This is a genomic window from Lelliottia amnigena, assembly GCF_019047465.1.
GTDB lineage: Bacteria > Pseudomonadota > Gammaproteobacteria > Enterobacterales > Enterobacteriaceae > Enterobacter > Enterobacter amnigenus.
The window spans coordinates 546,095-572,236 of the sequence record NZ_CP077236.1; the positions used below are offsets into that span (position 1 = coordinate 546,095).

At 54.9% G+C, this 26,142-nt stretch carries 23 protein-coding genes; 7 read left to right on the forward strand and 16 right to left on the reverse strand.

Annotation, left to right across the window (positions count from 1 at the left end; genetic code table 11):
• Nucleotides 1-3: 3 nt before the first annotated feature.
• Nucleotides 4-4,956, reverse strand: coding sequence for an alpha-2-macroglobulin family protein (locus tag I6L74_RS02565; RefSeq protein WP_059179446.1), 4,953 nt, complete (start codon nt 4,954-4,956; stop codon nt 4-6).
• Nucleotides 4,957-5,237: 281 nt separating this feature from the next.
• Here I6L74_RS02565 and I6L74_RS02570 point away from each other — a divergent pair, with 281 nt between their 5' ends.
• The 4 genes from I6L74_RS02570 (at nt 5,238) to I6L74_RS02585 (ending at nt 9,916) form a co-directional block, all read left to right on the forward strand.
• The gene (locus tag I6L74_RS02570) at nt 5,238-6,782 is read left to right on the forward strand and encodes a PTS transporter subunit EIIC (RefSeq protein ID WP_059179447.1); all 1,545 of its coding nucleotides are present in this window, start codon (nt 5,238-5,240) and stop codon (nt 6,780-6,782) included.
• 11 nt (nt 6,783-6,793) lie between these two features.
• The gene (locus tag I6L74_RS02575) at nt 6,794-8,161 is read left to right on the forward strand and encodes a 6-phospho-alpha-glucosidase (protein WP_059179448.1); all 1,368 of its coding nucleotides are present in this window, start codon (nt 6,794-6,796) and stop codon (nt 8,159-8,161) included.
• Between the two features lie 139 nt (nt 8,162-8,300).
• Nucleotides 8,301-9,146, forward strand: a complete 846-nt coding sequence (gene sseA / locus I6L74_RS02580) for a 3-mercaptopyruvate sulfurtransferase (RefSeq protein WP_059179449.1) — start codon at nt 8,301-8,303, stop codon at nt 9,144-9,146.
• Nucleotides 9,146-9,916 carry a MurR/RpiR family transcriptional regulator gene (locus I6L74_RS02585; RefSeq protein WP_059179450.1) on the forward strand — a complete coding sequence of 257 codons (771 nt, stop codon included), beginning with the start codon at nt 9,146-9,148 and terminating at the stop codon, nt 9,914-9,916. Before sseA ends, I6L74_RS02585 begins: the two co-directional genes overlap by 1 nt.
• 18 nt (nt 9,917-9,934) lie before the next feature.
• Here the strand turns inward: I6L74_RS02585 and sseB are convergent, their stop codons facing one another.
• The 11 genes from sseB to trmJ form a co-directional block, all read right to left on the reverse strand.
• On the reverse strand, nt 9,935-10,711 hold the full coding sequence (gene sseB / locus I6L74_RS02590; RefSeq protein WP_059179451.1) for an enhanced serine sensitivity protein SseB: 777 nt from the start codon (nt 10,709-10,711) through the stop codon (nt 9,935-9,937).
• Nucleotides 10,712-10,819: 108 nt separating this feature from the next.
• Nucleotides 10,820-12,106, reverse strand: a complete 1,287-nt coding sequence (gene pepB / locus I6L74_RS02595) for an aminopeptidase PepB (protein ID WP_059179452.1) — start codon at nt 12,104-12,106, stop codon at nt 10,820-10,822.
• A 187-nt stretch (nt 12,107-12,293) separates the two neighbouring features.
• The gene (gene iscX / locus I6L74_RS02600; protein WP_015960017.1) at nt 12,294-12,494 is read right to left on the reverse strand and encodes a Fe-S cluster assembly protein IscX; all 201 of its coding nucleotides are present in this window, start codon (nt 12,492-12,494) and stop codon (nt 12,294-12,296) included.
• 11 nt (nt 12,495-12,505) lie between these two features.
• Nucleotides 12,506-12,841 carry an ISC system 2Fe-2S type ferredoxin gene (fdx, locus tag I6L74_RS02605; protein ID WP_015960018.1) on the reverse strand — a complete coding sequence of 112 codons (336 nt, stop codon included), beginning with the start codon at nt 12,839-12,841 and terminating at the stop codon, nt 12,506-12,508.
• 1 nt (nt 12,842) lies between these two features.
• Nucleotides 12,843-14,693, reverse strand: coding sequence for a Fe-S protein assembly chaperone HscA (gene hscA / locus I6L74_RS02610; protein WP_059179453.1), 1,851 nt, complete (start codon nt 14,691-14,693; stop codon nt 12,843-12,845).
• Between the two features lie 14 nt (nt 14,694-14,707).
• Nucleotides 14,708-15,223, reverse strand: a complete 516-nt coding sequence (gene hscB, locus I6L74_RS02615; RefSeq protein ID WP_059179454.1) for a co-chaperone HscB — start codon at nt 15,221-15,223, stop codon at nt 14,708-14,710.
• 196 nt (nt 15,224-15,419) lie between these two features.
• Nucleotides 15,420-15,743, reverse strand: a complete 324-nt coding sequence (gene iscA / locus I6L74_RS02620; RefSeq protein ID WP_015960021.1) for an iron-sulfur cluster assembly protein IscA — start codon at nt 15,741-15,743, stop codon at nt 15,420-15,422.
• Between the two features lie 16 nt (nt 15,744-15,759).
• Nucleotides 15,760-16,146 (reverse strand): Fe-S cluster assembly scaffold IscU, encoded by a 387-nt coding sequence (gene iscU / locus I6L74_RS02625; protein WP_005120408.1) that lies wholly within the window; start codon nt 16,144-16,146, stop codon nt 15,760-15,762.
• A gap of 23 nt (nt 16,147-16,169) precedes the next feature.
• On the reverse strand, nt 16,170-17,384 hold the full coding sequence (locus I6L74_RS02630) for an IscS subfamily cysteine desulfurase (RefSeq protein WP_015960022.1): 1,215 nt from the start codon (nt 17,382-17,384) through the stop codon (nt 16,170-16,172).
• 244 nt (nt 17,385-17,628) lie between these two features.
• Nucleotides 17,629-18,120, reverse strand: a complete 492-nt coding sequence (gene iscR / locus I6L74_RS02635) for a Fe-S cluster assembly transcriptional regulator IscR (protein ID WP_059179455.1) — start codon at nt 18,118-18,120, stop codon at nt 17,629-17,631.
• Between the two features lie 149 nt (nt 18,121-18,269).
• Nucleotides 18,270-19,004, reverse strand: coding sequence for a tRNA (cytosine(32)/uridine(32)-2'-O)-methyltransferase TrmJ (gene trmJ, locus I6L74_RS02640; RefSeq protein WP_015960024.1), 735 nt, complete (start codon nt 19,002-19,004; stop codon nt 18,270-18,272).
• A 136-nt stretch (nt 19,005-19,140) separates the two neighbouring features.
• On the opposite strand from trmJ, the gene suhB reads away from it, so the two are divergent.
• Complete coding sequence (suhB, locus tag I6L74_RS02645) at nt 19,141-19,947, forward strand: inositol-1-monophosphatase (RefSeq protein ID WP_096759540.1); 807 nt, start codon at nt 19,141-19,143, stop codon at nt 19,945-19,947.
• Nucleotides 19,948-20,009: 62 nt separating this feature from the next.
• On the opposite strand, the gene I6L74_RS02650 is transcribed toward suhB, so the two are convergent.
• Entirely contained in the window at nt 20,010-20,990 is a 981-nt protein-coding gene (locus tag I6L74_RS02650) for a nickel/cobalt transporter (RefSeq protein ID WP_059179457.1), read from the reverse strand.
• On the reverse strand, nt 20,981-21,619 hold the full coding sequence (locus I6L74_RS02655; protein ID WP_059179458.1) for a DUF1007 family protein: 639 nt from the start codon (nt 21,617-21,619) through the stop codon (nt 20,981-20,983). The genes I6L74_RS02650 and I6L74_RS02655 overlap by 10 nt, the downstream gene beginning before the upstream one ends.
• A 124-nt stretch (nt 21,620-21,743) precedes the next feature.
• On the opposite strand from I6L74_RS02655, the gene csiE reads away from it, so the two are divergent.
• Entirely contained in the window at nt 21,744-23,021 is a 1,278-nt protein-coding gene (gene csiE / locus I6L74_RS02660) for a stationary phase inducible protein CsiE (protein ID WP_059179459.1), read from the forward strand.
• Nucleotides 23,022-23,024: 3 nt separating this feature from the next.
• Here csiE and I6L74_RS02665 read toward each other — a convergent pair whose 3' ends face one another.
• On the reverse strand, nt 23,025-24,164 hold the full coding sequence (locus I6L74_RS02665; protein ID WP_059179460.1) for a 3-phenylpropionate MFS transporter: 1,140 nt from the start codon (nt 24,162-24,164) through the stop codon (nt 23,025-23,027).
• 183 nt (nt 24,165-24,347) lie between these two features.
• Between I6L74_RS02665 and I6L74_RS02670 the strand changes: the two genes are divergently transcribed.
• Nucleotides 24,348-24,770: a DoxX family protein gene (locus I6L74_RS02670; RefSeq protein WP_015960030.1), complete on the forward strand. Its 423-nt coding sequence runs from the start codon at nt 24,348-24,350 to the stop codon at nt 24,768-24,770.
• Nucleotides 24,771-24,818: 48 nt separating this feature from the next.
• On the opposite strand, the gene glyA is transcribed toward I6L74_RS02670, so the two are convergent.
• A complete protein-coding gene (gene glyA, locus I6L74_RS02675) occupies nt 24,819-26,072 on the reverse strand; it encodes a serine hydroxymethyltransferase (protein WP_059179461.1) in 1,254 nt (417 codons plus the stop codon).
• Between the last annotated feature and the right edge of the window lie 70 nt (nt 26,073-26,142).

Consider the following 26,142-nt stretch of genomic DNA (forward strand, 5'->3'; position numbering starts at 1 on the left):
ACGTTACGGAACGACAATCAGCGGGCCACTTGCCGCACCTGTTGCCCGCCACTGCGGAACATACATGGACTCTACCAGGGGAACCGGAACCTGGTATGTTCCTGGCGTTACAGCACGCGCCAGATAGACCAGCGTAACGGGTTGCCCTTCGTTTACTGGGACTGCCGCAACGAAACGATCGTCGCGGAACTCCATATGCTGGATATCAGCCTGTTGCATCTGGCTGAGCAGATTCTGGACTTCACTGCCGCTGTCCTGCAGGCTGGCGCTACTGCTGGCCAGGTTTTGGTTTTCAAGCTCAAGCCCGGCAGGCAATAAGTCGACCACCAGTGCATCAGGGACATTCTGATTGGCTTTGACCTCCAGCCAGACCAGCACCAGCTCACCGCTTTTAAGCGAAGAGAGCGATTTGGTGCTGCCATCGGTGGCCAGAATATGGCGTTCGATTTGCAGAACGTTTGAACTCGGCTGCGGCGCATATTCCGGATAACCTGCGGTATCAAGACGCACCCACATCGGTCCTGTCCCGCTGTTTGTGACCTGCAATGCGCCAAGCCGATCGCCAGCGACATTTTGCACCTGCGCACGATCGCCACTGAGCATATTTTCAGACAGGCTGGTCGTTGCCTGCCATGTTCCGGAAAGCGTCTGTAATGAACGTCCGGCCATGAACAGGGCATTGCTTTCTTGAGTTGACAGCCAGCGCTGGCTGAAGGCCTGCTCTGACAGCACATTCAGCAGGCTATTTTGCGCATCCGGCAGCAGCTTGTACTCTTCCAGCAGCGAGAGCATCAGCGCATTATCACGAAGCTGGCTACCATAATCTGCCATCCAGTTTCTGGAATCACTTCGCGGAGTTTTAAGCGCTAAATCCAGTGCCTGCTGGCTTCGCGGTGCGTCACCCATCAATTTCAGCGCCATACCTAACTGCATCAACGGCAGCCCTGAAGCGGCCTGATCATGACGCTGCCAGATTTCACGCAGCGCCCCCAGCGGTGCTTTTTGCTGACGTGCTAACACCAGCGCAGCATAAGCCTGCACGGCAAATTTACTCGCCTGCGCATTGTCGCTGTAGCGAATCGACATCATGCCGGGGTCTTGCAGATAGCGCAGCAGACGGCTGTTGGCATTATTGATGGCATCAACTGGCACGCTGTAGCCCTGCTCACCGGCACGTACCAGGAAGTCAGTAACGTATGCGGTGAGCCAATACTCTTCGGGACCGTTTTTATCCCACAAGGCAAAACCACCCTCGTCGCGCTGCATTTGCAGCAAGCGCGAAATGCCAATATCAATGGCCGCACGACGTTTATCGTCGGTGTCTCCTTTGATGCCCAGTGCTGCGAGTTGTGCTGCATTGGTATAAAGCGACGGGAACAATCCGCTGGCGGTTTGCTCCAGACAACCATAAGGGTAAGCCTGTAACTCGCGGATATAACGTGCCAGGTTTAACGGTGGCTTGCCGCTGAGCAGCAGTTGCCCTTGCAGGGTTGCCGGAGAGAACCCGGTGAGGTGTTGGGCAGGTGCCGTCCAGCTTTCGCCCGGATTGAGCATCGCACCCGTATTGACCGTTTGTGCAGGGAATGCCGGACGCACGCCGACTTTCCAGCTTTTCTGCTGCGCAGCGAATGTCTCGCCCGGAAGCGTCAAACCTGAGACTTCTGCAGCGATCTCACCGTCACCGTAGCCCTCCAGAGCCCGCACCGGGATAAAGAGCGTGGTTCGCGCACCCGGTGCTAATTTAACCGGTTGCGGCTGGCTACCTTCAAGTGCCATCAGCCCTGAAACACTCAGCGCGACATTCAGCATTTGCGGCTGGTCGGTAAGGTTAGTGAGATCGAGCGTTAAGCGTGTGGTGTCGCCGCTGGCCAGGAAACGTGGCATGTTCAGTTCAGTAATGACGGGCGCGGCGACGATCACTTTGCTTTCATTGCTACCGAAGTCATCCTCGGTCCAGGCCTGCGCCATCAGCCGTAGCTCGCCGTTGAAATCGCCAATCGGTAATGAAACCGTTCCTTCTCCATTGGCATCCAGCACGACGGGCTGCGCCTGTTCAGCAATAATAGTGACATGATTCACAGGCGGTTTACCGCCGCGTTTAAGTTCATCGCCATCACCACCAAAGCGTAGCGCCGCCAATCGGCCCTGCCCTTCAATCACCTGACCATAAATATCATAGATATCTGCGCCGTAGCGTTTCTGGCCGAAGAAGGCCTGCCACGGATCCGGGGTGGCGTAATCGGTAATATTCAATACACCGCTATCCACGGCGGAAACCAGTACGTTCACTTTTTGAGGGATCGTCCCCTCTTTGACGCTGGCCTTAACTTTTACGGACAGCGTTTGATTTGGGCGCATTTTCTGCGGATTATCCAGCGCGATATTCAGACGGCGATTTTCATCTCCCATTGGCAGATGCAGCAGACCCACCGCACGTTTTGGTGTGGCCGATTTGGATTTATCCCCCGGACGAACCACCAGCGTGCTCAGGTAAAGATCGTGGCGCTTCCAGGTTTTATCGACCGGTATTGCAAGCTCCAGCCCGTCTGCCGGCACATCGATCTCTTTCCACCACAGCGGCCCCTCGCTGGACTCTATCATCGCATAACCTTTGCCTGCGGCCGGTGCGGCGATGTGCAACTTAATGGTATCGCCTGGTTGATAGGCGGGTTTGTCGAGCTTCAGCGTTACGCGATCCGGACGAGCCGCACCGGTGCCATCGCTGTTGTCCTGCCAGCTATAACCGGCCCAAAAACGCACGCTGCTGACCACATTGTCTGGCGCTTTGACTTCCAGACGGTATGAACCCCACTCTACGGGGAACGTCACTTTGCCCGTCTCGTCGGCTGCCAGCGTCATCTCCTGCTCACCTTCAACCAGCTCTTTCTGATCAAACTGGGACATCCAGCCTTCGCTTTCCGACCAGTTCCAGTAGTAGTCACGGCGCTCACGGATCAGACGAACCTGTAAGCCTGAGACGGCTTTTTTTGCCCCGCTAGCATCGGCATAGACGATATCGAAGCTGGCGTTACCGTTTTCATCAACAATCGGCTGATTCACCGTGGTATCGGTTCGGTAGTCATAGACCGCTTTGCTGGCAAACTGTGGGCGAATACCTGGAAGTGTCTCCGCAGGCCAGATCGCCTGCTCCGCACGACGGGTTATCGGACGGCCACCGGATTCCAGCAGGCTTGCCTGAAGGATAAGCTGCAGCGGTGAATGGGTTTCTTTCCACTGACTCTCGGTTGAAATCTGCCCTCTCCCCATTTCATCGAGCGTCAATTGCACTTCATCCAGACTGCGGCTGAGATTCTCTTCTGCAATGTCACCAAACTGGAAGCCAGGTAATGCGGTGACAGCTTCACGCAGTGGTCGCAAGAACAACTGCCCTTGCAGGCTGTTCCCATTAGCGGGGGCACCGTAAAGGTAATAACCCACCACATTGAAATTCACTTCATCTTGCGGCGAAACCGGCGTTTTCTGCGTTTTAAGTTCAAGCGCCATGCGCTCCGGCATAAAATCTTCGACATGGAAATCCCACATCCGCTGCTGGTTGTCGCCCGTATTTGCGCGAATATGCCACATGCCGGTCTGCGCGCCGCTATCAAGCGAATAATTAAAGCGATACAACCCATTTTCTGGCTGGCTGACAAACGTGCGCGCCACTTGCCCGTCGGGACGGAGGACTTCCAGCTTCACAGGCTGATCCGGAAGCGGCTTGCCGTCGCTGTCACGCAGCAAACCGTTGAGAATGACCGTTTCGCCCGGACGATAGAGATCCCGCGGGCTAAACATAAAGAATTGTTTGCTGAAACCGGGCGCACCGGCGATATCAAACTCAGCCAGATCGAGCGCCGGGAGTTTCAGGTCGAGCAGCGTCGTTTGCCCGTCTTTACGCGCCAGGATCAACGCGGCCTCTTTATCGGTTTCGAGCTTCGCGTGCCCCTGCTCATCACTGGTGCCTTGCGCCAGGGTTTGCCCCTTATCATTCAGCAGCGTGACCTCGATGCCGGATTGCGCGGCGCCGTTTTCCAGGCTCTGGGTGAAAATATCAAGACGATTGTGGTAGCGATGCGCAGACAGGCCGATATCGCTCAATGTGAACAGTGTGGCGGCATTGCTGTAGTTGTAATGCCCGGCCTGATTCATCACGGCGATGTAGACACCTGACTGCTGTAACGGCTTGATATCGCGCAGCGGGAGCAGCAGTTTTTCACGGGTGTTACGCGCCGGATTCAGGTCAAAGCGTCCGGTATACACCAGCTCTGCCATTTTGAGCAGATTATCGGATTCCCAGTTGGTCAGAGAATTGCGGTATTCCCACTGGCTAACAAACGCCGCCAGCGATTCCGGCTTAATTCGATAGAAATTCACGTCCACGTTGTTGACGTTCAGGGCCATGACCGGCAAACCTTCGACCACTTTTCCCGGCAGGAGTGAACCCCGGCTGGCAAACCCCACGCTGGGTTCAATATCGCGCGTAGTCAGGGCTTTTTCGTAATCAATACCAAATGTGGCTTTGTTCAGTGCCTGAAGATCGCGCTCGATAGTCACCACCAAATTGCGGTTCGGTTCCAGGTGACGCAGGCGCAACTCTTTGAGCGTGGGAGAGAGTTCCCACGCGCCGTCCACTTTCCCGCTTTTTTTATCGACGACGTGGACGGTACGGGCGAAATCTTGATCAGGATTGAGCGGGACAGAAAACGTCAGCACCAGGGTCGATGCGCCATCAAGCTGTACTTCAGACGCATCCAACAGCGTCAGCGCTTTCCCCTCGCTTTGCGCAGCCAGTTTCGCAAGCTTTTCACCATCAGGTTTTTCAGTCGCTTTGGAAGGCGCGGCGGCCGATGCAGCTGGTGCAGCGACCTGTGTTTTATCGTCGCTGTTATCACAACCGAAGAGCGTGAACGTGGAAAACAGTGCCAGCGAAAGTGCGGCTATACGAAACGGTTTCATCTTTTGTCCCTGGCCTGTGAGGCCTGTTGATGGTCATCCGGGTAATTATTATCGGCTAGTTTGATTAATTCAAAAGTCCAGTGCAAGAATTTGGAAAGCGCCTCGCATATCGCTTTGCCTGAACCCCTGCTGCCACACCGGTCACAGTGTCGCACGTTACATGTAACCTTCTAAGTCATTTGTTTTTAAAACAATAAGATAGCTGGATACCTTGCCCCATCACCTGCTAGTTTTAAGCCTGAGACGCACTCTGAGTGCGCGGTTCAATAAGAGAGATAGCCATGAAACGAGCCGTGAACGCCCTACAAAACTTCGGAAAATCATTGTACGGACCGGTACTTATCTTACCCATTGTCGGTCTGTTCATCGCTTTCGGCAACGTGTTAGGTAACGGTAATCTTGCCGAGTACCTGCCGTTTCTGGGGAATCCGCTGATTCAACACATTGGACAGTTGATTGCCAAATCTGCCGTATCGGTGCTGGTAAATCTGGCATTAGTGTTTGCCGTCGGGATCCCTGTTGGCCTGGCGGCGCGTGACAAAGGTTACGCGGCGTTAATCGGTCTGGTGACATTTGTGGTGTTTATCAACGCCATGAATGTGACGCTTCAGTTGCAGGGGGAACTCGCTCCCGCCGAGCATATGAAAGCAGCCGGCCAAAGCATGGTGCTGGGCGTGCAGGTTCTGGAGATGGGCGTCTTTGCCGGGATCCTGACCGGTGCTCTTTCTGGATACCTGTACAACAAATACTCCGGCGTACAGTTTAGCGGGGCGATGGCGATCTATTCCGGCCACTGTTTTGTCGCCATTATCATGCTACCGGTCTCAATGCTGCTGGGCGTCATAATGAGCGAGCTGTGGCCCTTTGCTCAACACGGTATCAGCACGATGGCGCTGGCGATTAAAGGGTCTGGTCCGTTTGGCGTGGCCATTTATGGGTTCCTGGAGCGCATTCTGGTACCGACCGGCCTCCACCACCTTGTCTACACCCCTTTCCTCTATACCGAACTGGGCGGCACGCAGGAAGTCTGCGGGACGACTTACCAGGGCGCGCGCAATATTTACTTTGCCGAGATGGCCTGCCCGGACGTGAAGCAACTCAGCAGCACCGTGGTATGGGACGCGCGCGGCATCAGCAAAATGTTTGGCCTGCCCGCCGCGGCTCTGGCGATGTACATGACCGCTAAACCGGAGCGCAAAGCAATCGCCAAAGCGATTCTGATCCCTGCGGCGCTGACGTCGCTGCTGGTGGGCGTCACCGAGCCCATTGAGTTTTCCTTCCTGTTCGTTGCCCCGCTGCTTTTCGTTGTGCATGCGGTGCTGACCGGCCTCGGCATGATGCTGTTTTATCTGTTCGGCGTTCACGCCATCGGCGCCAACGGCATTATCGATTTCATTCTCTATAACCTGCCGCTCGGCACGGAGAAGTCGAACTGGCCGATGTACATCGTGGTCGGGCTGATTATGTTCGCGCTCTATTTCATCGTGTTCCGCTTCCTGATCCTGCGATTCAACATGAAGACGCCGGGGCGTGAGGACGAAGATCAGGAGACCCGCCTGTACAGCAAGCAAGAGTATCAGGCGAAAGGCAATAACGACGGGCTGGGAGAATCCATTGTTATCGGCCTCGGCGGACGAGAAAACATTGAAGTGGTGGATAACTGCTACACCCGACTGCGCGTCACCGTGAAAGATGTCGCCATTATTGATGAGCCACGGCTCAAGGCGACCGGCGCGAAGGGAATTATCAAACAAGGTAACAACGTTCAGGTGGTCTACGGGCTGCATGTCAAAAAAATGCGAGAAGCCGTTGAGACGTTTCTCTGAAGGAGATAAACATGTTTAAACCCCCTTTTATTCTGTCCATCGCCGGTGGCGGCAGCACCTATACGCCTGGCATTGTGAAAAGCCTGATGGTGCAGTTACAGGATTTTCCGCTGGCAGAAATTCGCCTCTATGACATCGACGCCGCGCGTCAAAACACGATTGCCCCGGTCGTAGAAAAAGTCATACGCGATCACAGCCAGAGCATTATTTTTACCGTCACTGACGATCCCGAAGTGGCATTCAGCGGCGCGCATTTTGTGTTCGCTCAGATGCGCGTCGGTCAGTACAAAATGCGCGAGCAGGACGAGAAGATCCCACTGCGTCACGGCGTGGTCGGCCAGGAAACCTGCGGACCGGGTGGGCTGGCCTACGGACTGCGCACAATCCTGCCGATGGTTGAGCTGATCGATCTGGTCGAGCGTTTCGCCCACGAGAAGGCCTGGATTGTGAACTACTCCAACCCGGCGGCGATTGTGGCAGAAGGCGTGCGCCGTCTGCGTCCGAACGCACGCGTGCTCAACATTTGCGACATGCCGGTGGCGGCGATGCGCAATATGGGGGCGATTTTGGGCGTTGATCGCCACAAACTGGAAGTCGATTACTTTGGCCTGAACCACTTCGGCTGGTTTACGCGCGTGATGGTGGACGGCGTCGACAGACTGCCAGAGCTGCGCAGCCACATTGCTAAATTTGGATTACTGACCGAAGACGCGGCCAAAACCGATCCGCAGCACTCCGATCCGTCATGGGTCAAAACCTGGCGCAACATTAAGCCGATCATGGATAACTTCCCGGAATATCTGCCGAATCCGTATCTGCAGTATTACCTGATGCCAAACCAGATAGTCGAACATCAGAACCCGGAGTACACCCGCGCCAACGAAGTGATGAACGGGCGCGAGAAAAAGCTTTTCGCGGCGGCTGAAGAGTACAAGCGTACCGGCGTGTTATCCGATGCGTTCCATGTCGGCGTTCACGGCGAATTTATTGTGGATGTTGCCCGTTCGTTGGCATTCAATTTGCGCCAGCGCCATCTGGTGATGGTCGAAAACCGTGGCGCGATTACCAATCTGCCTTACGATGCGGTTGTTGAAGTCCCTGCGTACATCACATCCGAAGGGCCGGAACCGATTCGCGTCGGACAGGTGCCGCTGTTCCATCAAACGCTTCTGCAGCAGCAGCTCGCGTCTGAGCAACTCCTGGTAGAAGCGACCGTCGAAGGCAGCTATGAAAAAGCCCTGCAGGCCTTCACGCTGAACCGCACGGTGCCGACAATGGATCACGCGAAAGCGATTCTGGATGACATGATTGAAGCTAACCGGGATTACTGGCCCGCGCTGCAAAAAGCCTGGCAGGACGGCGAAGCGGTGAAAAAATAAGGGGTTGCTCGCGAGTTGAACGTGGTTTGCTTGTCGGTGTCAGAAAAAACACCGACAATCCATTTTTACCGTCAATCCTTCGAGCTGCAGTATTTGCAGCACTGAGTAGAACGGTTAAGTGGCGAAAATGGAGGCAACCATGTCCACCTCATATTTTGTTGCAGCCGACTGGCTGATTGAGCATAGCGACGATCCGGAAGTACAAATTATTGACGCCCGTATGGCGCCTCCCGGTCAGGAGCACCGCGACCTCACCGCTGAATACCGCGCCGGACATCTGCCGGGCGCGGTCTTTTTTGATATTGAAGCCCTGTCCGATCACACTTCCCCGCTTCCCCATATGCTGCCGCGCCCGGAAGCCTTTGCCGTGGCCATGCGCGAGCTGGGCGTGAATCGCGAAAAACATCTGGTCGTGTACGACGAAGGGAATCTGTTCTCCGCCCCGCGTGCGTGGTGGATGCTGAAAGCCTTTGGTGCTGATAACGTGTCTATTCTGGCGGGCGGTCTCGCGGGCTGGAAGCGTGATGAATTGCCCTTGCAGCAGGGTGATGTTGCGTTGCCAGAGGGGGATTTTGACGCCTCGTTAGACGCAGCCCTGGTGAAACGCCTCACCGATGTGTTGTTGGTCAGCCACGAAAAAACAGCGCAAATTGTCGATGCCCGTCCGGCTCCGCGGTTTAACGCGCAAGCGGACGAACCCCGTCCAGGCTTGAAGCGCGGGCATATTCCCGGCGCGCTCAACGTGCCGTGGGGCGATTTAGTCTTTGAAGGTGAGCTGAAAACCACCGATGAACTGGTCGAAATTTTTGAGCGTCAGGGGGTGGATCTTCATCAGCCCATTATTGCCAGCTGTGGTTCCGGCGTGACGGCATGCGTGGTGATTCTGGCACTGGCGACGTTGGGTGTTTCCGACGTCACGCTCTACGACGGTGCCTGGAGCGAATGGGGTGCGCGCGACGACCTGCCAATTGAACCTACGCCGTAATGGATAATCGCCTGGCAACGCTGCTGACGCGCGGTGAATCCTTGACCCGCGCAGAGTATCGCGTTTTAGCGCATCTGACAGAACACCCGTTGCTGGTGGGCAATATCACCGTACGCGAACTGGCGCAGGCGACATTTGTCTCGACCGCGACCATCATGCGGCTGTGCCAAAAGCTGGGGTTTAGCGGTTTCAGCGAGTTTATCTGGCACTGTAAACAGCTGCTTTCCGATACGCCGCATATTGCGTCGCAGGCTCAGGATTTGCCCCAACTCCCTGCTCTGTTTAATCAGTTTATCGCCAACTATCAGCTGACGTTTCAATGGGCCACGCAGGAGAGACGACAGCAGTTTGCGGCGCTATTGCGCGAGAAAGAGAGCTTCTTTCTCTACGGCGCAGGCTTTTCATATTTGTTTGCTGAATACCTGACAAAAAAGTTACAGGTGTTAGGAAAAACGGCGTTTATCTCCGGGCCCGGCGATAGCCGAAATATCTTTTTGAGCAACGCGGCGCGCTATCAGGTGTTTATCGCCGTTTCCCGCAGCGGTGAAACGGAACAGGTGCTGGATAAAGCGCGGATTGCGAAAAATGTCGGCATGACGGTGGTCGCCTTTACGCGCGCGTCGGCGAATACCCTGGCGGGAATGGCGGATGTGCATTTCGCGCTGTATGACGAGGCGGTGCATTACGCTGCCGAAGCCGCAGGCGTGACGTCGTTTGAATCAAATCTGGTTTTGCTGATGGATTTATTGCTGCTGGAAGCGACGGGGTGAGTGCTCACCCCGGCCACTTTAGAGAATGCGGTTGGTTTTAAGATCGCGCAGGAATCCGCCCCAGCGACGCTCGTAAAACGGCGTGATGTGTTCAGTTATAAAGTGGCTGATGCCCTTTTCACCTTTCACAACCCGACAAATATCAATCGGCTCATCGCCCGGCAACGTGTCAGTGGCCACACTTCCCGCCGCCTGAATAATGTCTTCAATGTCGCCGTCCGCCTCAATACCGATCAGCAGAATCGGCTGTTCGTCGGCACTCTCTTTGATAGAGCACAGGAACGCGCGTTTGACCGGCTTGATGGTTTTGAACAGCGTGGTGAGAGAATCAATCATCTGCGCCGGTGGTTCCGCTACTTCAGACAGCAACAGCGTTTCGCCGCCTTCCAGCACTTCTTGCGTGCTCAGCGGATTGCCCTCTTCGCCAATCAGATGGCTGATTTCACGCGGAGTGAACTCTTTACCCGTCGGCAGCTTGGCATTGAGGAACAGCGTTTCGCCAAGCGTCATTTCAAAGAGCGTACGCACCGGCATAACGACGAACGCCTGCTCGTCTTCCACCGCTTCCTGCAACGTTTCGAGCGAGGTAAAGAACGGGATCACCGAGGTGCCGTCGTCTTTTTCCCAGTGCAGCAGGTCCAGCGCGCTGTCTTCAACAACCTGCTCGCCTTCCGCCGCCGTTCCAGGCACCCACACCGTGGATTCCAGCAGAGTGCGGAAAAATGCCGGGCGATGGGCTGGCTCAGTCGCCGCTTGCTCCAGCAGAGTTTCTAATTCGTTTTTGGTATCGGACATAAACTTTCCAGATATCGCATTTACCCCCTCACCCTGGCCCTCTCCCTCACGGGAGAAGGAGCAAAACCTCTTCTCACGTTGGAAGAGGATTCGGGTGAGGGGCAGTCATTACTCAGCCGTCAGCAGATTCGCAACGGTGCGTACGCCCAAACCGGTTGCGCCCGCGGACCATTGCTCAACGCCCGCTTTACGGTAGGTTGCGGAACAGTCGATGTGCAGCCAGCCTTCATGGTAGTTCTCCACGAAATGGGACAGGAAACCGGCCGCAGTGCTTGCCCCCGCTGGATACGCCGCGCTCGCGGTATTGTTCAGCTCGGCAAAGTTAGACGGCAACTGGCTGCGGTGGAATTCAGCCAGCGGAAGACGCCAGAACGGTTCGTTCTCAGCCGCCGCGCTCGCCATCAGACGGCTCGCCAGTTTGTCGTCAAAGGTGAACAGCGCATGATAATCGTTGCCCAGCGCGGTTTTCGCCGCACCGGTCAGCGTAGCCATATCAATGATCAGCTCTGGTTTCTGCGCAGACGCATCAATCAGGCCATCCGCCAGGACCAGACGGCCTTCGGCGTCGGTGTTCATCACTTCGACGTTTTTACCGTTACGATAACGAATGATATCGCCCAGTTTGAAAGCGTTACCGCTCACCATGTTGTCCGCACAGCACAGATACAGCTTCACGCGCTTGTTCAGACCACGGGTGATAGCAAAAGCCAGCGCACCGGTAATGGTGGCCGCGCCGCCCATATCGGACTTCATCGAGTCCATGAACGCGCTCTGCTTCAGGCTGTAACCGCCGGTATCGAAGGTAATGCCTTTACCGACCAGACAGGCGTATACCGGCGCTTGTTTGTCGCCCGTCGGGTTGTAGTCCAGCGCCAGCAGGACGGGCGGACGCTCAGAACCACGGCCGACCGTATGCAGACCCATGTAGTTTTGCTCGCGCAGATCTTCGCCTTTGGTGATGCGGTAAGACATTTTGTCGCCTGCCGCTTTGCACAGCAGATCCACTGCGCGCTGTGCCAGCTGTTCCGGACCTAACTCTTCCGCCGGTGCGTTAATGGTGTCGCGCACCCAGTCGATGATCATCAGACGGCTTTCCAGCTCTTTCTGACCGGCTTCGTCGAGGTTTGCCCACTCGATTTTACGCGTCCCTTTCGGGCCTTTATAACCCGCCCAGAATGCCCAGCTGCGATCCGTATCCCAACCTTCACCGGCCAGCGTCACGTGCTTAATACCCAGGCCGTCAATTTTGCGAGCAGCGCGCTGGATCAAGCCCAAATCGTCGCTGCCATTCAGGTGCAGGGTGATGCCATCGTTGTTGATGCTGTAGGTGGCTTTTTCGCCCCAGCGTGCATCAGCAGGCTGATTCGAGAGCGTAATCTTCATCGCTTCGGTCATTTTATTTATCCTTATTAGCAACTAGCAAACGGGCCGCCAGAAGGCAGCCCATAGAGTCTCTTTCCACTAAATGATTCGCGTTGCAGGAAGGCGGGAAGCGAGTGAATCTCCGGGAGCAGAGATAACTCTGTGACCGGGGTGAACAAGCGCAGCCAACGCATCGGCAACGTGAAGCATGACGTGGGAATTATTCTGCTTCATCTAACCAGACTAACAGAATTGCCTCCAGAATTTTTTCACTGGATGCGCTGGGATCGTCATCAAAATCTTCCAGATCGCAGATCCACTGATGCATATCGGTGAATCGCACGGTCTTCGGATCGAGATCGGGGTTGGCATCGTACAACGCCTCGCCGATTTCGCGGCTATCAGTCCACTTCAGTCCCATACTAACCTCTGTTAATGCTCGCGGGCATGGTTAATCGTGTAACGAGGGAATTCGACCACCAGGTCTTCATCGGTGACGCGCGCCTGACAGCTCAAACGGCTATCGGGCTCCAGACCCCATGCCTTATCCAGCATGTCATCTTCGTCTTCCGTGCTTTCCGCAAGGGAGTCAAAACCTTCACGAACTACGCAGTGGCAGGTCGTACAGGCACAGGATTTTTCACAGGCGTGTTCCACCTCGATACCGTTGCGCAGGGCAACATCGAGGATGGTTTCGCCGGTCTCAGCTTCCAGAACTACGCCATCCGGACACAGGTCCGCATGAGGCAAAAAAACAATCTTTGGCATATTAAACCTCGTCCACGGACTGGCCTTTCAGCGCAACACGGACAGATTTATCCATGCGGCGAGCGGCGAAGTCCTGGGTTTCTTTATCAACGTTTTTAATCGCTTGTTCTATTGCGTCAGCGTCATTTTCTTCAGCAACGATCCGTAAATGGGCCGTTGCTTCATCAATCACCTGACGCTCTGCGGCGCTGAGCAGCGCGGCATCTGCAGTGAGTGCGCCTTCAAGACTTTCCAGTACGCGTGCGGCTTCCACTTTTTGTTCTGCCAGCATGCGCGCTTTCACGTCCTGTTCGGCATAGCTCATTGAATCCTGAATCATGGAGGCGATTTCGCTATCCGTCAGACCGTAAGACGGTTTTACCTGGATAGACGATTCGACACCGGTCGATTTTTCCATCGCCGTGACGTTCAGCAAACCGTCAGCATCGACCTGGAAAGTGACGCGAATATGCGCCCCACCCGCAGGTAATGCCGGAATACCCCGCAGCGCAAAACGCGCCAGCGAACGGCAATCCTGAACCAGCTCGCGCTCGCCCTGCATCACGTGGATCGACATCGCAGTTTGACCGTCTTTGAAGGTGGTAAATTCCTGCGCGCGCGCCACCGGAATGGTGGTGTTACGCGGGATCACTTTCTCGACCAGGCCACCCATGGTTTCTAAACCGAGGGAAAGCGGGATGACGTCCAGCAACAGCATTTCGCTGTCCGGCTTGTTGCCGACCAGAATATCAGCCTGGATAGCCGCGCCAATTGCCACGACTTTATCCGGGTCGATAGACGTCAGCGGCATGCGGCCGAAGAATTCACCCACGCGCTCGCGCACCAGCGGCACGCGGGTCGAACCACCAACCATGACCACTTCGAGCACTTCGCTGGCGTCGACATTTGCATCTTTCAGCGCACGACGACACGCCAACAGCGTGCGTTTAACCAGTGGGGCAATCAGTTCATTGAACCGATCGCGGGTGATTTCACCCTGCCAGCCCGCCACATTCACGGTGACAGCCTGGGCATCACTGAGCGCGATTTTCGCGTCAATGGCGGCATCCAGCAGTTCACGCTGTACGCGGACATCGCTACGGTCGGCGATACCCGACTGCTCGCGAATGTAATCTGCCAGCAGATGGTCGAAGTCATCGCCACCCAGCGCGGAATCACCGCCTGTCGCCAGTACTTCAAACACGCCACGGCTCAAGCGCAGAATGGAAATATCAAACGTCCCGCCGCCGAGATCGTACACGGCAATGACGCCTTCCTGACCGGAATCCAGACCGTAGGCGATCGCCGCAGCCGTCGGTTCATTCAGCAGACGCAATACGTGCAGGCCCGCCAGACGCGCGGCATCTTTGGTGCCCTGACGCTGTGCATCATCAAAATACGCGGGTACGGTGATCACGACGCCATCAAGATCGCCTTCAAGCGTCGCGGTCGCGCGCGCGGCCAGGGCTTTCAGGATATCGGCGGAAACGCGAATCGGGTTCAGCACTCCGGCATCGGTTGCGATCATCGGCAGGCCGTTTTCACTCGCCTGGAGTTGATACGGCAGATGTGGATAGCGTTGTTGAATATCCGCCAGCGAGCGGCCCATCATGCGTTTAACGGAGCTGATGGTGTTGGCAGGATCTTTCGCCGCGTTGGTACGCGCGTCATATCCCACCGAGTGGCCCTGCTGCTGGTAGTAGACGACGGACGGCAGCAGATGACGCCCTTCGGCGTCGGCCAGCGTTTCAGCCTGGCCGCTACGAACGGTCGCCACGAGGGAATTGGTGGTGCCTAAGTCAATGCCCACCGCCAGACGACGCTGGTGTGGTGCGGCGCTTAAGCCAGGCTCACTAATTTGTAATAAGGCCATAATCGCTTCCGAAATTAAAAATCGAGCAGTTTTTCTTCGAGTTGTTCTGCGCTGCTTCGTAGTTTATCGAGAAAACGCAGCTTGCGTACAGAGTCGGCCGCCACGTCCCACGTCTCGTGATTCAGTTGTTCAACCATCTGCTGATGGCGGGAATCGAACATTCCCTTCACCCGCTTGATGAAGCTTTCCAGACGCGCTTCGTCTTTCGCCTGGCCGATTTCATCCAGCTCTTCACGCAGCTCCAGCTGTTCCATCAGGAACGCGGTGTCACGTACAGTGTGCTGTTCGCTCGTCAGATCAAAACCGTGCAGGCAAAGCAGATACTCCGCGCGAGCCAATGGGTTACGCAGAGTTTGCCATGCCTGATTGATGGTTGCAGACTGTGATACAGCCGCCAGTTGCTCCGCCGGGGTACCGCTGGCGAATTTATCCGGATGGAATTGACGTTGCAAATCCTGAAAACGGATCGTCAGCGCGGGAAGATCAATCGAGTACTGGGCGGGCAACCCAAAGAGGGTGAAATAATCCATAACAATCTCAGGGTTAGCCTGTTAAAACAAACCCCACTGCAGGAGCGCTGCGCGTGGGGTTATACCTTCTTCCTTCACGTTGCAAATGCGTTGTCTTCACTTGTTCACCCCAGTCACTTACTCAAGTAAGCTTCTGGGGTTCACCCGCTTGCCGCCTTTCTGCAACACGAATTATCGGTATAACAGCGGATCGCGACTATACGTGGAAGCTTTCGCCGCAACCGCACTCATCTTTTACGTTCGGGTTGGTGAATTTAAACCCTTCGTTCAGGCCTTCTTTGACGAAGTCCAGCTGAGTGCCGTCGAGGAATTGCAAGCTCTTGCCATCGATCACTACCTTCACGCCTTTGTCTTCAAACACGGTGTCATCCGTCGCCGGTTCGTCCACAAATTCCAGTACATAAGCCATACCGGAACAGCCGGAGGTACGTACGCCCAGTCGCAGGCCATAGCCTTTACCACGGTTCTCCAGGAAGGAGCTTACTCGCGCGGCAGCGCTGTCGCTAAGGGTAATCGACATACTTAAACCTCAACTCTTATTTTGCTTCACGTTTGCTTTTGTAGTCCGCAATAGCGGCTTTAATCGCGTCTTCTGCCAGGATTGAACAGTGAATTTTCACGGGTGGCAGTTCGAGTTCGTCAGCAATATCGGTATTTTTAATTGCCTGTGCTTCGTCCAGAGACTTGCCCTTCACCCACTCGGTTACGAGGGAGCTGGACGCGATTGCAGAGCCGCAACCGTAAGTCTTGAAACGTGCGTCTTCAATGATACCTTCATTGTTGACTTTGATCTGCAACTTCATCACGTCGCCACACGCTGGCGCGCCAACCATGCCGCTGCCTACGCTCTCGTCGCTGTTGTCGAAAGAGCCAACGTTGCGTGGGTTCTCGTAATGATCAATAACTTTTTCGCTGTATGCCATGATTGAATCTCCTTACCTACCGATTAGTGATGTGACCATTCGATGCTGTTGATATCCACGCCTTGTTTGAACATTTCCCACAGTGGAGAAAGGTCGCGCAGACGGCCAATGGAGTTGCGAACGAGCTTGATGGTGTAGTCAATCTCTTCTTCGGTAGTGAAACGACCTAAAGAGAAACGGATAGAACTGTGTGCCAGCTCATCGGTCATGCCCAGTGCGCGCAGCACGTAGGATGGCTCAAGGCTTGCAGACGTACAGGCAGAACCGGAAGAAACGGCCAGGTCTTTCAGCGCCATAATCAGCGATTCACCTTCAACATAGTTGAAGCTGACGTTGAGAATGTTTGGAACACCCTGCTCAAGATCGCCGTTCAGGTACACTTCTTCCATGTCCTTCACGCCGTCCCACAGACGGTTACGCAGAGTGCGCAGGCGCGCCATCTCGGTTTCCATCTCTTCTTTCGCGATACGGTAGGCTTCGCCCATCCCCACGATCTGGTGAACAGGCAGAGTCCCTGAACGCATGCCGCGCTCGTGACCGCCGCCGTGCATCTGTGCTTCGATGCGGATACGTGGTTTACGACGAACGTACAGCGCGCCGATACCTTTCGGGCCGTAGATCTTGTGGCCGGTGAAGGACATCAGATCCACTTTCAGCTGGCTCAGGTCGATAGGCAGTTTGCCCACGCTCTGGGTGGCGTCAACGTGATAGATGATGCCGCGCGCACGGCACATTTCGCCGATAGTCGCGATATCCTGAACCACGCCGATTTCGTTGTTAACGTGCATGATGGAAACCAAAATGGTGTCATCACGCATTGCCGCTTCGAGCTCTTTGAGGTCGATGATACCGTTGCTTTTTGGCGCAAGGTAGGTGACGTCAAACCCTTCACGCTCCAGCTGACGACAGGTATCGAGCACGGCTTTGTGTTCGGTTTTGCTGGTAATAATGTGCTTGCCTTTCTTCTGATAGAAGTTGGCTGCACCTTTTATTGCCAGGTTATCGGATTCGGTTGCACCGGAGGTGAAAACAATTTCACGCGGATCGGCACCCACCAGCTCAGCAATCTGATTACGGGCGATATCAACCGCCTCTTCAGCATGCCAGCCAAAACGGTGAGAACGGGAAGCTGGGTTACCAAAGTTTCCGTCCAGGGTCAGACACTGCATCATTTTCTCGGCAACACGCGGGTCCACCGGCGTGGTTGCGGAGTAGTCGAGATAGATCGGTAATTTCATTGCTCTATAAACTCCGTACATCGCTTCAATGCAAGGAATCAGGCAACCGGCTGGATGTACGACCGAGTTAACGGGGCACGGATGCCCCGGCCTGATTCTAAAATCTCTTTTATAATTTTTTACCCAAACTGTTTTGCGGTGCAGCAAGGCGGCAAGCTTGTGAATCCCAGGAGCTTACATGCGTAAGTGGCTGGGGTGAACACGCGCGGCCAACGCAGCTGCGCCCAGAAACAGGACAGGTAAATTATGCGCGTAACTTAACGTCGATAGCGTCTTGCGCGCGGGTACTGCGTTGCGTTTCATGGCTCTGCTGACGACCAGAAACATCCAGAACTTCCTGGTTATTCACCAGCTCACCCAGAGTGATGTTATTCAGGAAGCCGGTCAGACGGTCACTCAGATCGCGCCACAGCGCGTGGGTCAGGCACTTATCGCCGCCCTGACAACCGCCTTTGCCCTGGCAACGCGTCGCATCTACAGACTCGTCAACAGCGCTGATCACTTCGCCAACTGCAATACTGCCCGCGTCTTTACCCAGCAGATATCCACCGCCTGGGCCACGAACGCTGGAAACCAATCCATTTTTACGCAGTCTGGAGAAAAGCTGCTCCAGATAAGACAGGGAAATTCCCTGACGTTCTGAAATATCTGCCAACGGAACCGGGCCCGTTTCGGAGTTGAGCGCAACGTCCAGCATCGCGGTCACGGCATAACGCCCTTTAGATGTCAGTCTCATGTCTTACTTAACCTCAAACTCGCCCCTGCCCGGGGTTTTTTATTGTAAAATGGGGGTATTGCATAGCAGGGGCAAGTCTGACATTCCCGACTAAATTGGTCAACTATTTACTTGACTGTTTTAGTCAGGTATTTAACCTTCTGTGCCGTTTAGGATTCTTTGTTTTTTTGCTCAATAATTGACGCCAACATGCCGCGCAGAATGTTCAATTCCTGGGTTTCTGGACGGGCACGGGTAAACAGGCGGCGCAGCTTATTCATGACCTGACCTGGATGAGAGGCGCGGATAAAGCCGGTCGTGAGCAGCGTTTGCTCCAGATGGCCGTAAAAACGCTCAAGATCATCCACCAGCGGATACGGTGTTTCTTCGGGTTCAGCGGTCTCGCCTTTTTCCTGCGCGGCCAGCCATGCCATGCGCACTTCGTAAGCAATAACCTGTACCGCCATCGCCAGATTCAGCGAGCTGTATTCAGGGTTGGCCGCAATCGCCACGTGGTAATGGCACTTTTGCAGCTCGTCGTTAGTCAAACCAACGCGTTCACGGCCAAACACCAGCGCCACCGGCGCATGTTCGGCTTCTGCAGTACTTTTCAGACCGCATTCGCGTGGATCCAGCATCGGCCACGGCAGCGTGCGCGAGCGCGCGCTGGTGCCAACCACAAGGCTGCAACCCGCCAGCGCTTCGTCGAGCGTGTCTACGATTTGCGCGTTGCCGATGACATCACTGGCACCCGCAGCCAGCGCGATTGCCTGAGAGTCTGGCTTCACCAGTGGATTCACCAGCCACAGATTGGTTAAACCCATTGTTTTCATTGCACGGGCAACAGAGCCCATATTGCCGGTATGCGATGTTTCGACCAGCACGATTCGAATATTTTGCAGCATAGTTTTAGTTGTCTGAGGTCATTGTCTGAAGAATATTCCGGCATATTATCATAAACGAGAGACATGATCCGAACTCGCTGCTATACTCTGCGCCGTTTTCGTTTCCCTGTTCTTTAACATCCAGTGAGAGTAACCGATGCAACATCCTATGTTGACCATCGCCGTGCGCGCAGCGCGCAAGGCGGGTAATGTAATTGCCAAACACTACGAAACTCCCGATTCTGTAGAAACCAGCCAGAAAGGCAGCAATGACTTTGTGACTAACGTCGATAAAGCCGCAGAAGCGATTATTATCGAAACCATTCGCAAATCTTACCCGCAGCACACCATCATCGCCGAAGAAAGCGGTGAGAATGAAGGCGAAGATCAGGATGTTCAATGGATTATCGATCCACTGGATGGCACCACCAACTTCGTCAAACGCCTTCCACACTTCTCTGTTTCTATCGCAGTACGCATCAAAGGCCGTACTGAAGTCGCTGTTGTTTACGATCCAATGCGTAACGAACTGTTCACCGCAACGCGCGGTCAAGGCGCACAGCTGAACGGTTATCGTCTGCGTGGGACCAACTCTCGCGATCTGGATGGCACTATTCTGGCGACCGGCTTCCCATTCAAAGCCAAACAGCACGCCACCACGTATATGAAAATCCTCGGCAAGCTGTTCACCGAATGTGCGGACTTCCGTCGTTCAGGCTCTGCTGCACTGGATCTGGCCTACGTCGCCGCTGGCCGCGTTGATGGCTATTTCGAAATCGCACTGAAGCCATGGGACTTTGCTGCGGGTGAACTGATTGCACGTGAAGCAGGCGCACTGGTGTGTGACTTCACAGGCGGTCACAACCACCTGATGAGCGGTAACATCGTTGCGGGTAACCCACGCGTAGTGAAAGCGATGTTGGCGAGCATGCGTGACGAACTGAGTGATGCGCTGAAGCGTTAATTCCTTTCGGTTCCCTCTCCCTGCGGGAGAGGGCCAGGGTGAGAGCATCAGCGCGCACCCTGTTAAAACGGTCGTAACCCCCGCCCTACCGGCACCGCGCTGAACCACATTGTCACCGCCGCCACCAGCAGAACCACGCCACCCGCTAATGCTAATGTCGTCCACCCCACTTGTCGCCACAGAACCGGAGCTTTATTACCGCTCAGCCTGACGGCCAGTTGACGGAAGCTGTGCACCAGCAGCGCCAGCGACGTAATCGTCAACGACGTTCCAGCCGCCATTGCCAGGGCGGACACCACACCCCAGCCAAATACGCCAATCACCTTACTGAACAGCAAAACCATGATCGCCCCGGAACAGGGTCGCATTCCCATGGACAAAATAATCATCAGCCGCGCGCGCCAGTCATCACCGCTCTGGAGCTGTTCCTGCGTCGGTAAATGCTGATGGCCGCACCCGCAGCGTTCGTCATGAACATGATGCGGGGTAAAGGCTTTGAATTTCGGCTTGCGCAGCAGCGCACTTAACTTTTTGATCGCCCGCCAGCAGAGCATCACGCCCAGTAAGCCCACCAGCGCATAGCTGCCCTTCTCAAGCCAAAAGCTGCTCATATGCAGCTGACGAGCGGGGAGTTGCAGCAGCGTGAGCACCACGACCACCAGACCAATCGCCACGCAGCCTTGCAATAAAGACGACGCGAGCGTTAAACCGATACTGGATTTCAGCTTCGAAGGATGTGTCGCAAGCCAGGTGGTAATGACAATTTTGCCATGCCCCGGCCCTAAGGCGTGAAGCACGCCGTAGAGAAAGCTGAAAATCAACAGCGAGCCTCCCGCCTTTGACGGATTCTCCACAACGGCTTTCAGCAAGCCGCTCATCTGCTGGTTAACCTCTCTTTGCCAGAGGATGCTTTTCATCATCACCTGCGGCCACGCCTGCCAGAACCACAGCGCGGCAATCCCCGCAATGACCAGAAACAGCGCCAGCGGCCACAGGTGTAGCCAACGACGCGTTGTCTTCATCGACGCTGAAATTACTGACATTTTACGGTCACCTGCTGCGCGAACTGTTTGCCCAGTTCCATGTCCTCCGGCGGCGCATCGTCTTTATCCAGCGCGATCGCAAAATTGAGCGTTTCGTCGCTGGGCTTAGGTGTATGTACGGCGATGCTACAGCGTTTTTGTAGCGCCGCAGGCAACGTGACGTCACGGTCTTCGGCGTAACTCATATCGACGTAATAACTCGGATCAAACGTGGCGAATGTGTATTTCTGTCCGGCCAGCGGCTGCGGTTGTGCCAGAGGCAGAATAAAGGTTAAAACCGCCTGATGACCGTCACGCGCCATGCCGTATGTTGTAGGGCGATTCAGGAACTTTACCTTTTGCCCGTTATGCCAGAATTCGGTGAAATAGTGCTGACCGAGGACATTTGCCATCACTTCCGCCGCCAGTTTTTTCCAGATTTCATCGCCCGGTTTGGCATCGCCCGCATCATAGAGCAGATCGGCGGAGGTGATTTCATCCATCGTCCAGCGCATTTTCAAGCCGCTAATCTGCGCGTCATCCGCCACCAGTTCCGTTTTCATGCTGATAAAACTGTGAGGATGCGCAGCGGCAGCGAAAGATAAAACCGCCAAAAATAGCGCGCCGGCGCTTTGTTTAACTATTTGCATCGTTTCCTCACGTCAAAAATTCTGTGATGTTCTCCCGCATTCCTGACGGAAAGAGCTGCCGCCGCGCTTTCCAGCGCACATCCTTTAGCTATTCTTATCGAATACTTCTCCTGGATACCGACAGATGATGACGACACTTGAAATACCATCTGTGCTTTCCAGTTCGCAGCGTCGCTGCCAGGTGCTTTTGATGCTTTACCTGCCCGATTTTGCCGTTACCCCGCAAAGCATTGTTGGCATTAATGGGGTCGACGACGACATTGCACGGCAAGATATAGCCGAGACGCGCGATGAAATCCAGCGCTATCACCGGCTCGACATCGCGACGCATCATGACGGCAGCTACCGGCTTGAAGGCACTGCGCTCGATCAACGCTTATGCCTGCTGCACTGGCTGCGTCGGGCATTGCGCCTGTGTCCGCACTTTATCACTCAGCAGTTTACCCCGGCGCTTAAAACGCAGCTTAAACAGCTTGGTATTGCACGCACGCTTTATGACGATACCAATCTGCGGGCACTGATCAACTTCTGTTCGCGCAGACTGCAGCGCCAGTTTGAGTGCCGTGACGTTCAGTTTTTGCAACTGTACCTGCAGTATTGCCTGATACAGCATCATCTCGGCCTCACGCCGCAGTTTTCTCCCGTGCAACGTAACTGGGCGCAGTCTCGCGGGGAATTTCTGACCGCGCAGGAGATTGTTCGTCACTGGCAGCGACGCGTGCTACAGAATCCTCATACCGATGAGAATCTTTTTCTGTCCTTGCTGTTCATGATGATCCGCACCCCCGATCCGCTGCGGGATGCCCATCAGCAGGATGAACGGCTGCGCCAGGCGATTTCGCGAATGATCGGTCGCTTTCGCGGCCAAACGGGAATGCGCTTTAGCGATGAACAAGGGCTAATGGACCAGCTGTATATCCATCTGACGCAGGCGCTGGATCGTTCGTTGTTCGGCATCGGAATCGATAACAGCCTGCCCGAAGAGATTGGGCGTCTTTATCCGCGCCTGATGCGTACCACTCGTCATGTTCTGTTTGAAGTCGAAGCCGAATTTGGCCTGCGTTTTTCGGATGAAGAGATGTGCCTGGTCGCCGTCATCTTTGGCGCGTGGCTGATGCAGGAGACCGACCTGTATGAAAAACAGGTGGTGTTGCTCACGGGTGAAGACAAAGCGTGCGAAGTGCTGATTGAGGAACAACTGCGGGAGCTGACTCTGTTGCCGTTGAATATTCGCTATCTGACGCTACAGGCTTTCCAGAAAGACGGGGCACCGCGAGAGGCGGCGCTGGTGATTACGCCTTACGCCACCGCCCTGCCGCTGTTCTCGCCGCCGCTCATTCATGCCGTAGAGGCATTGAACACGCAGCAGCAAGAACATATTCGCGTGATGCTGGAATCGTAACGCTTAACGGCGTGCGGCCACTTTCGGCCGCACAACCATCGCGGGCAACGCAACCAGCGCCATCACCCAAAACACGCCGTGACCGAGATGCTGGTACAAATAGCCCGCAAAAACCGTCATCACGGCAATACTGCCGCCCATCGCCACGGCAGAATAAATCGCCTGCAGACGAATAACGTCGCTGCCCTCACGCGCTGAGATGTAACGCATTGCCGCCAGATGGCACACGGTGAAGGTGCCGCAGTGCAGGATTTGCGCCACGATAAGCCACGGTAACTCGGTCATCCAGCCCATGATCCCCCAGCGCGCCACGCCACACACGGCGGACAGCAGCAGCAAATCGCGCGCACCAAAGCGGCGGAACAGTTTCTTGCTCAGAGCGAAAATAACCACTTCCGCCACCACGCCAAGCGACCACAGATAACCGATCGCCGAAGCGGAATAGCCCGCGCCCTGCCAGTAGATCGCGCTGAAACCGTAGTACGCCGCATGTGCGCCCTGTAGCAGACAGACGCAAGCCAGAAAACGCCAGCTCTGCACGATCAGCATTTTCCAGGCTGACCAGCCCGCACTCTCCTGATGGCGGCTTTCGCCCTGTGGCATCACGGACGGTCGCAGCAGCATCCCCAGCAGCATTGAGGCAATACCGACACTCAACAGCGCCAGAATGGCGTGATAATCGTAAAGGCTGACCAGTTTTCCCACCAGCGCAGAGCCAATTACAAAGGCTATCGACCCCCACAGGCGCACCCGGCCATAATCCATCGGCATCTGTTTTTGCCAGGTATTGGCAAGCGCATCCGTCAGGGGAACCAGCGGGGAGAAAAAGAGGTTAAAACCGACCATCACCACCATTAGCCACGCAAACTGCTGGCTGACCCAAAAGCCCGCCAGGAACACCAGCGTGAGAAGTGCCAGGATACGCACGGATTTGATCAGCAGCGAGGGATCGCTGACGCGCGGCGCAATCAGCAAACTGCCTAAGAAACGCGCCACCAGACCCGCACCAAGCAGGACGCCGATCGTTTCGGGCGTGAGGCCAATCCCTGCGAGCCAGACACTCCAGAAAGGCAGAAAAATACCGTAGCTAAAGAAGTAGGTGAAATAGCTGAGCGCCAGCCAGCGTGTGGAATGCAAAATCATGAATCCCTCCCGATTTGGAGGCGTTAGTCTGGCGAGAATAGCGAAATTAAGCAAGCCGTTAGCCTGCTATAAATTAACGATAAATTAACGATAAATTAACATCACTGGAACCGTTCGGCTGATGGCGGCGACGGTGAATGTGTATTACGTTTAAATAACAACACTTGCAGAGGTCATTTCCCCATGAACTCACTACGCTATTTCGATTTCGGCCAGTCTCGTTCGTTAATACTGTTGATCGCCCGTATTGCGGTCGTGGTGCTGTTTATAATTTTTGGTATTCCCAAAATGACCGGGTTTGATGGAACGGTACAATATATGACGTCGCTGGGTGCGCCCATGCCCATGCTTGCCGCGATTATTGCGGTGGTGATGGAAGTGCCTGCCGCGATCCTGATTGTACTCGGTTTCTTTACGCGCCCGCTGGCCGTGCTGTTTGTCTTTTATACGCTGGGAACGGCGGTGATCGGGCACCACTACTGGGATATGAGTGGCGATGCGGTGATGCCAAACATGATCAATTTCTACAAAAACGTCAGTATCGCTGGCGCATTTTTATTGCTGGCGGTGACCGGGCCCGGTGCTATTTCCATTGACCGGCGCTAGATAAACTAAAGGCCGCTTGCGCGGCCTTTTCTATTACGATGAGCAGAATTATGCGTACACAGGGAAACGTGCGCAGATATCCAGCACTTTACCTTTAATACGTTCGATCACCGCTTCGTCGTTGATGTTATCCAGAACATCACACATCCAGCCAGCCAGCTCTTTCACTTCAGCTTCTTTGAAGCCGCGGCGCGTCACAGCCGGAGAACCGATACGGATACCGGAAGTCACAAACGGGCTCTTCGGATCGTTCGGTACGCTGTTTTTATTCACGGTGATGTTTGCGCGGCCGAGGGCTGCGTCTGCTTCTTTACCGGTCAGATTTTTATCAACCAGATCCAGCAGGAACAGGTGGTTTTCAGTACCGCCCGAAACCACTTTGTAACCACGGTTCAGGAAGACTTCAACCATCGCTTTGGCGTTTTTCGCAACCTGCTGCTGATAAACTTTAAACTCTGGCTCCATCGCTTCTTTCAGCGCCACGGCTTTGGCCGCGATCACGTGCATCAGCGGGCCGCCCTGAGCGCTTGGGAAAACAGCAGAATTCAGTTTTTTGTACAGCTCTTCGTCACCGCCTTTCGCCAGGATCAGGCCGCCGCGCGGACCCGCCAGGGTTTTATGGGTGGTGGTGGTCACGACATGTGCGTGTGGAACCGGGTTCGGATAAACGCCTGCCGCAATCAGACCCGCAACGTGCGCCATATCGACGAACAGGTATGCACCGATGCTGTCTGCGATTTCGCGCATTTTTGCCCAGTCAACTACGCCTGAGTAAGCAGAGAAGCCACCGATAATCATCTTCGGTTTGTGGGTCTGAGCCTGCTTCGCCATGTCTTCGTAGTCAATTTTACCGGACTCATCAATGCCGTAAGGGATGATGTTGTACAGTTTGCCTGAGAAGTTAACCGGTGAGCCGTGAGTCAGGTGACCGCCTTGTGCAAGGTTCATACCCAGCACGGTGTCACCCGGTTGCAGCAGCGCGGTGTAAACCGCAAAGTTAGCCTGAGAACCGGAGTGCGGCTGAACGTTAGCGTAATCTGCGCCAAACAGCTCTTTTGCACGGTCGATCGCCAGCTGTTCAACGATATCAACGTACTCGCAACCGCCGTAATAGCGTTTGCCTGGATAACCTTCAGCGTATTTGTTGGTCAGCTGAGAACCCTGAGCCTGCATAACGCGCGGGCTGGTGTAGTTTTCGGAGGCGATCAGTTCGATGTGCTCTTCCTGACGTACTTTTTCCTGCTCCATTGCTTGCCACAGTTCTGCATCATAATCGGCAATGTTCATTTCACGCTTTAACATCCGCTTCTCCTACTCAGCTAACAATAAAATTTGGCCTAAAAAGCCGGTCCTGTTGGACAACGCGCCACAG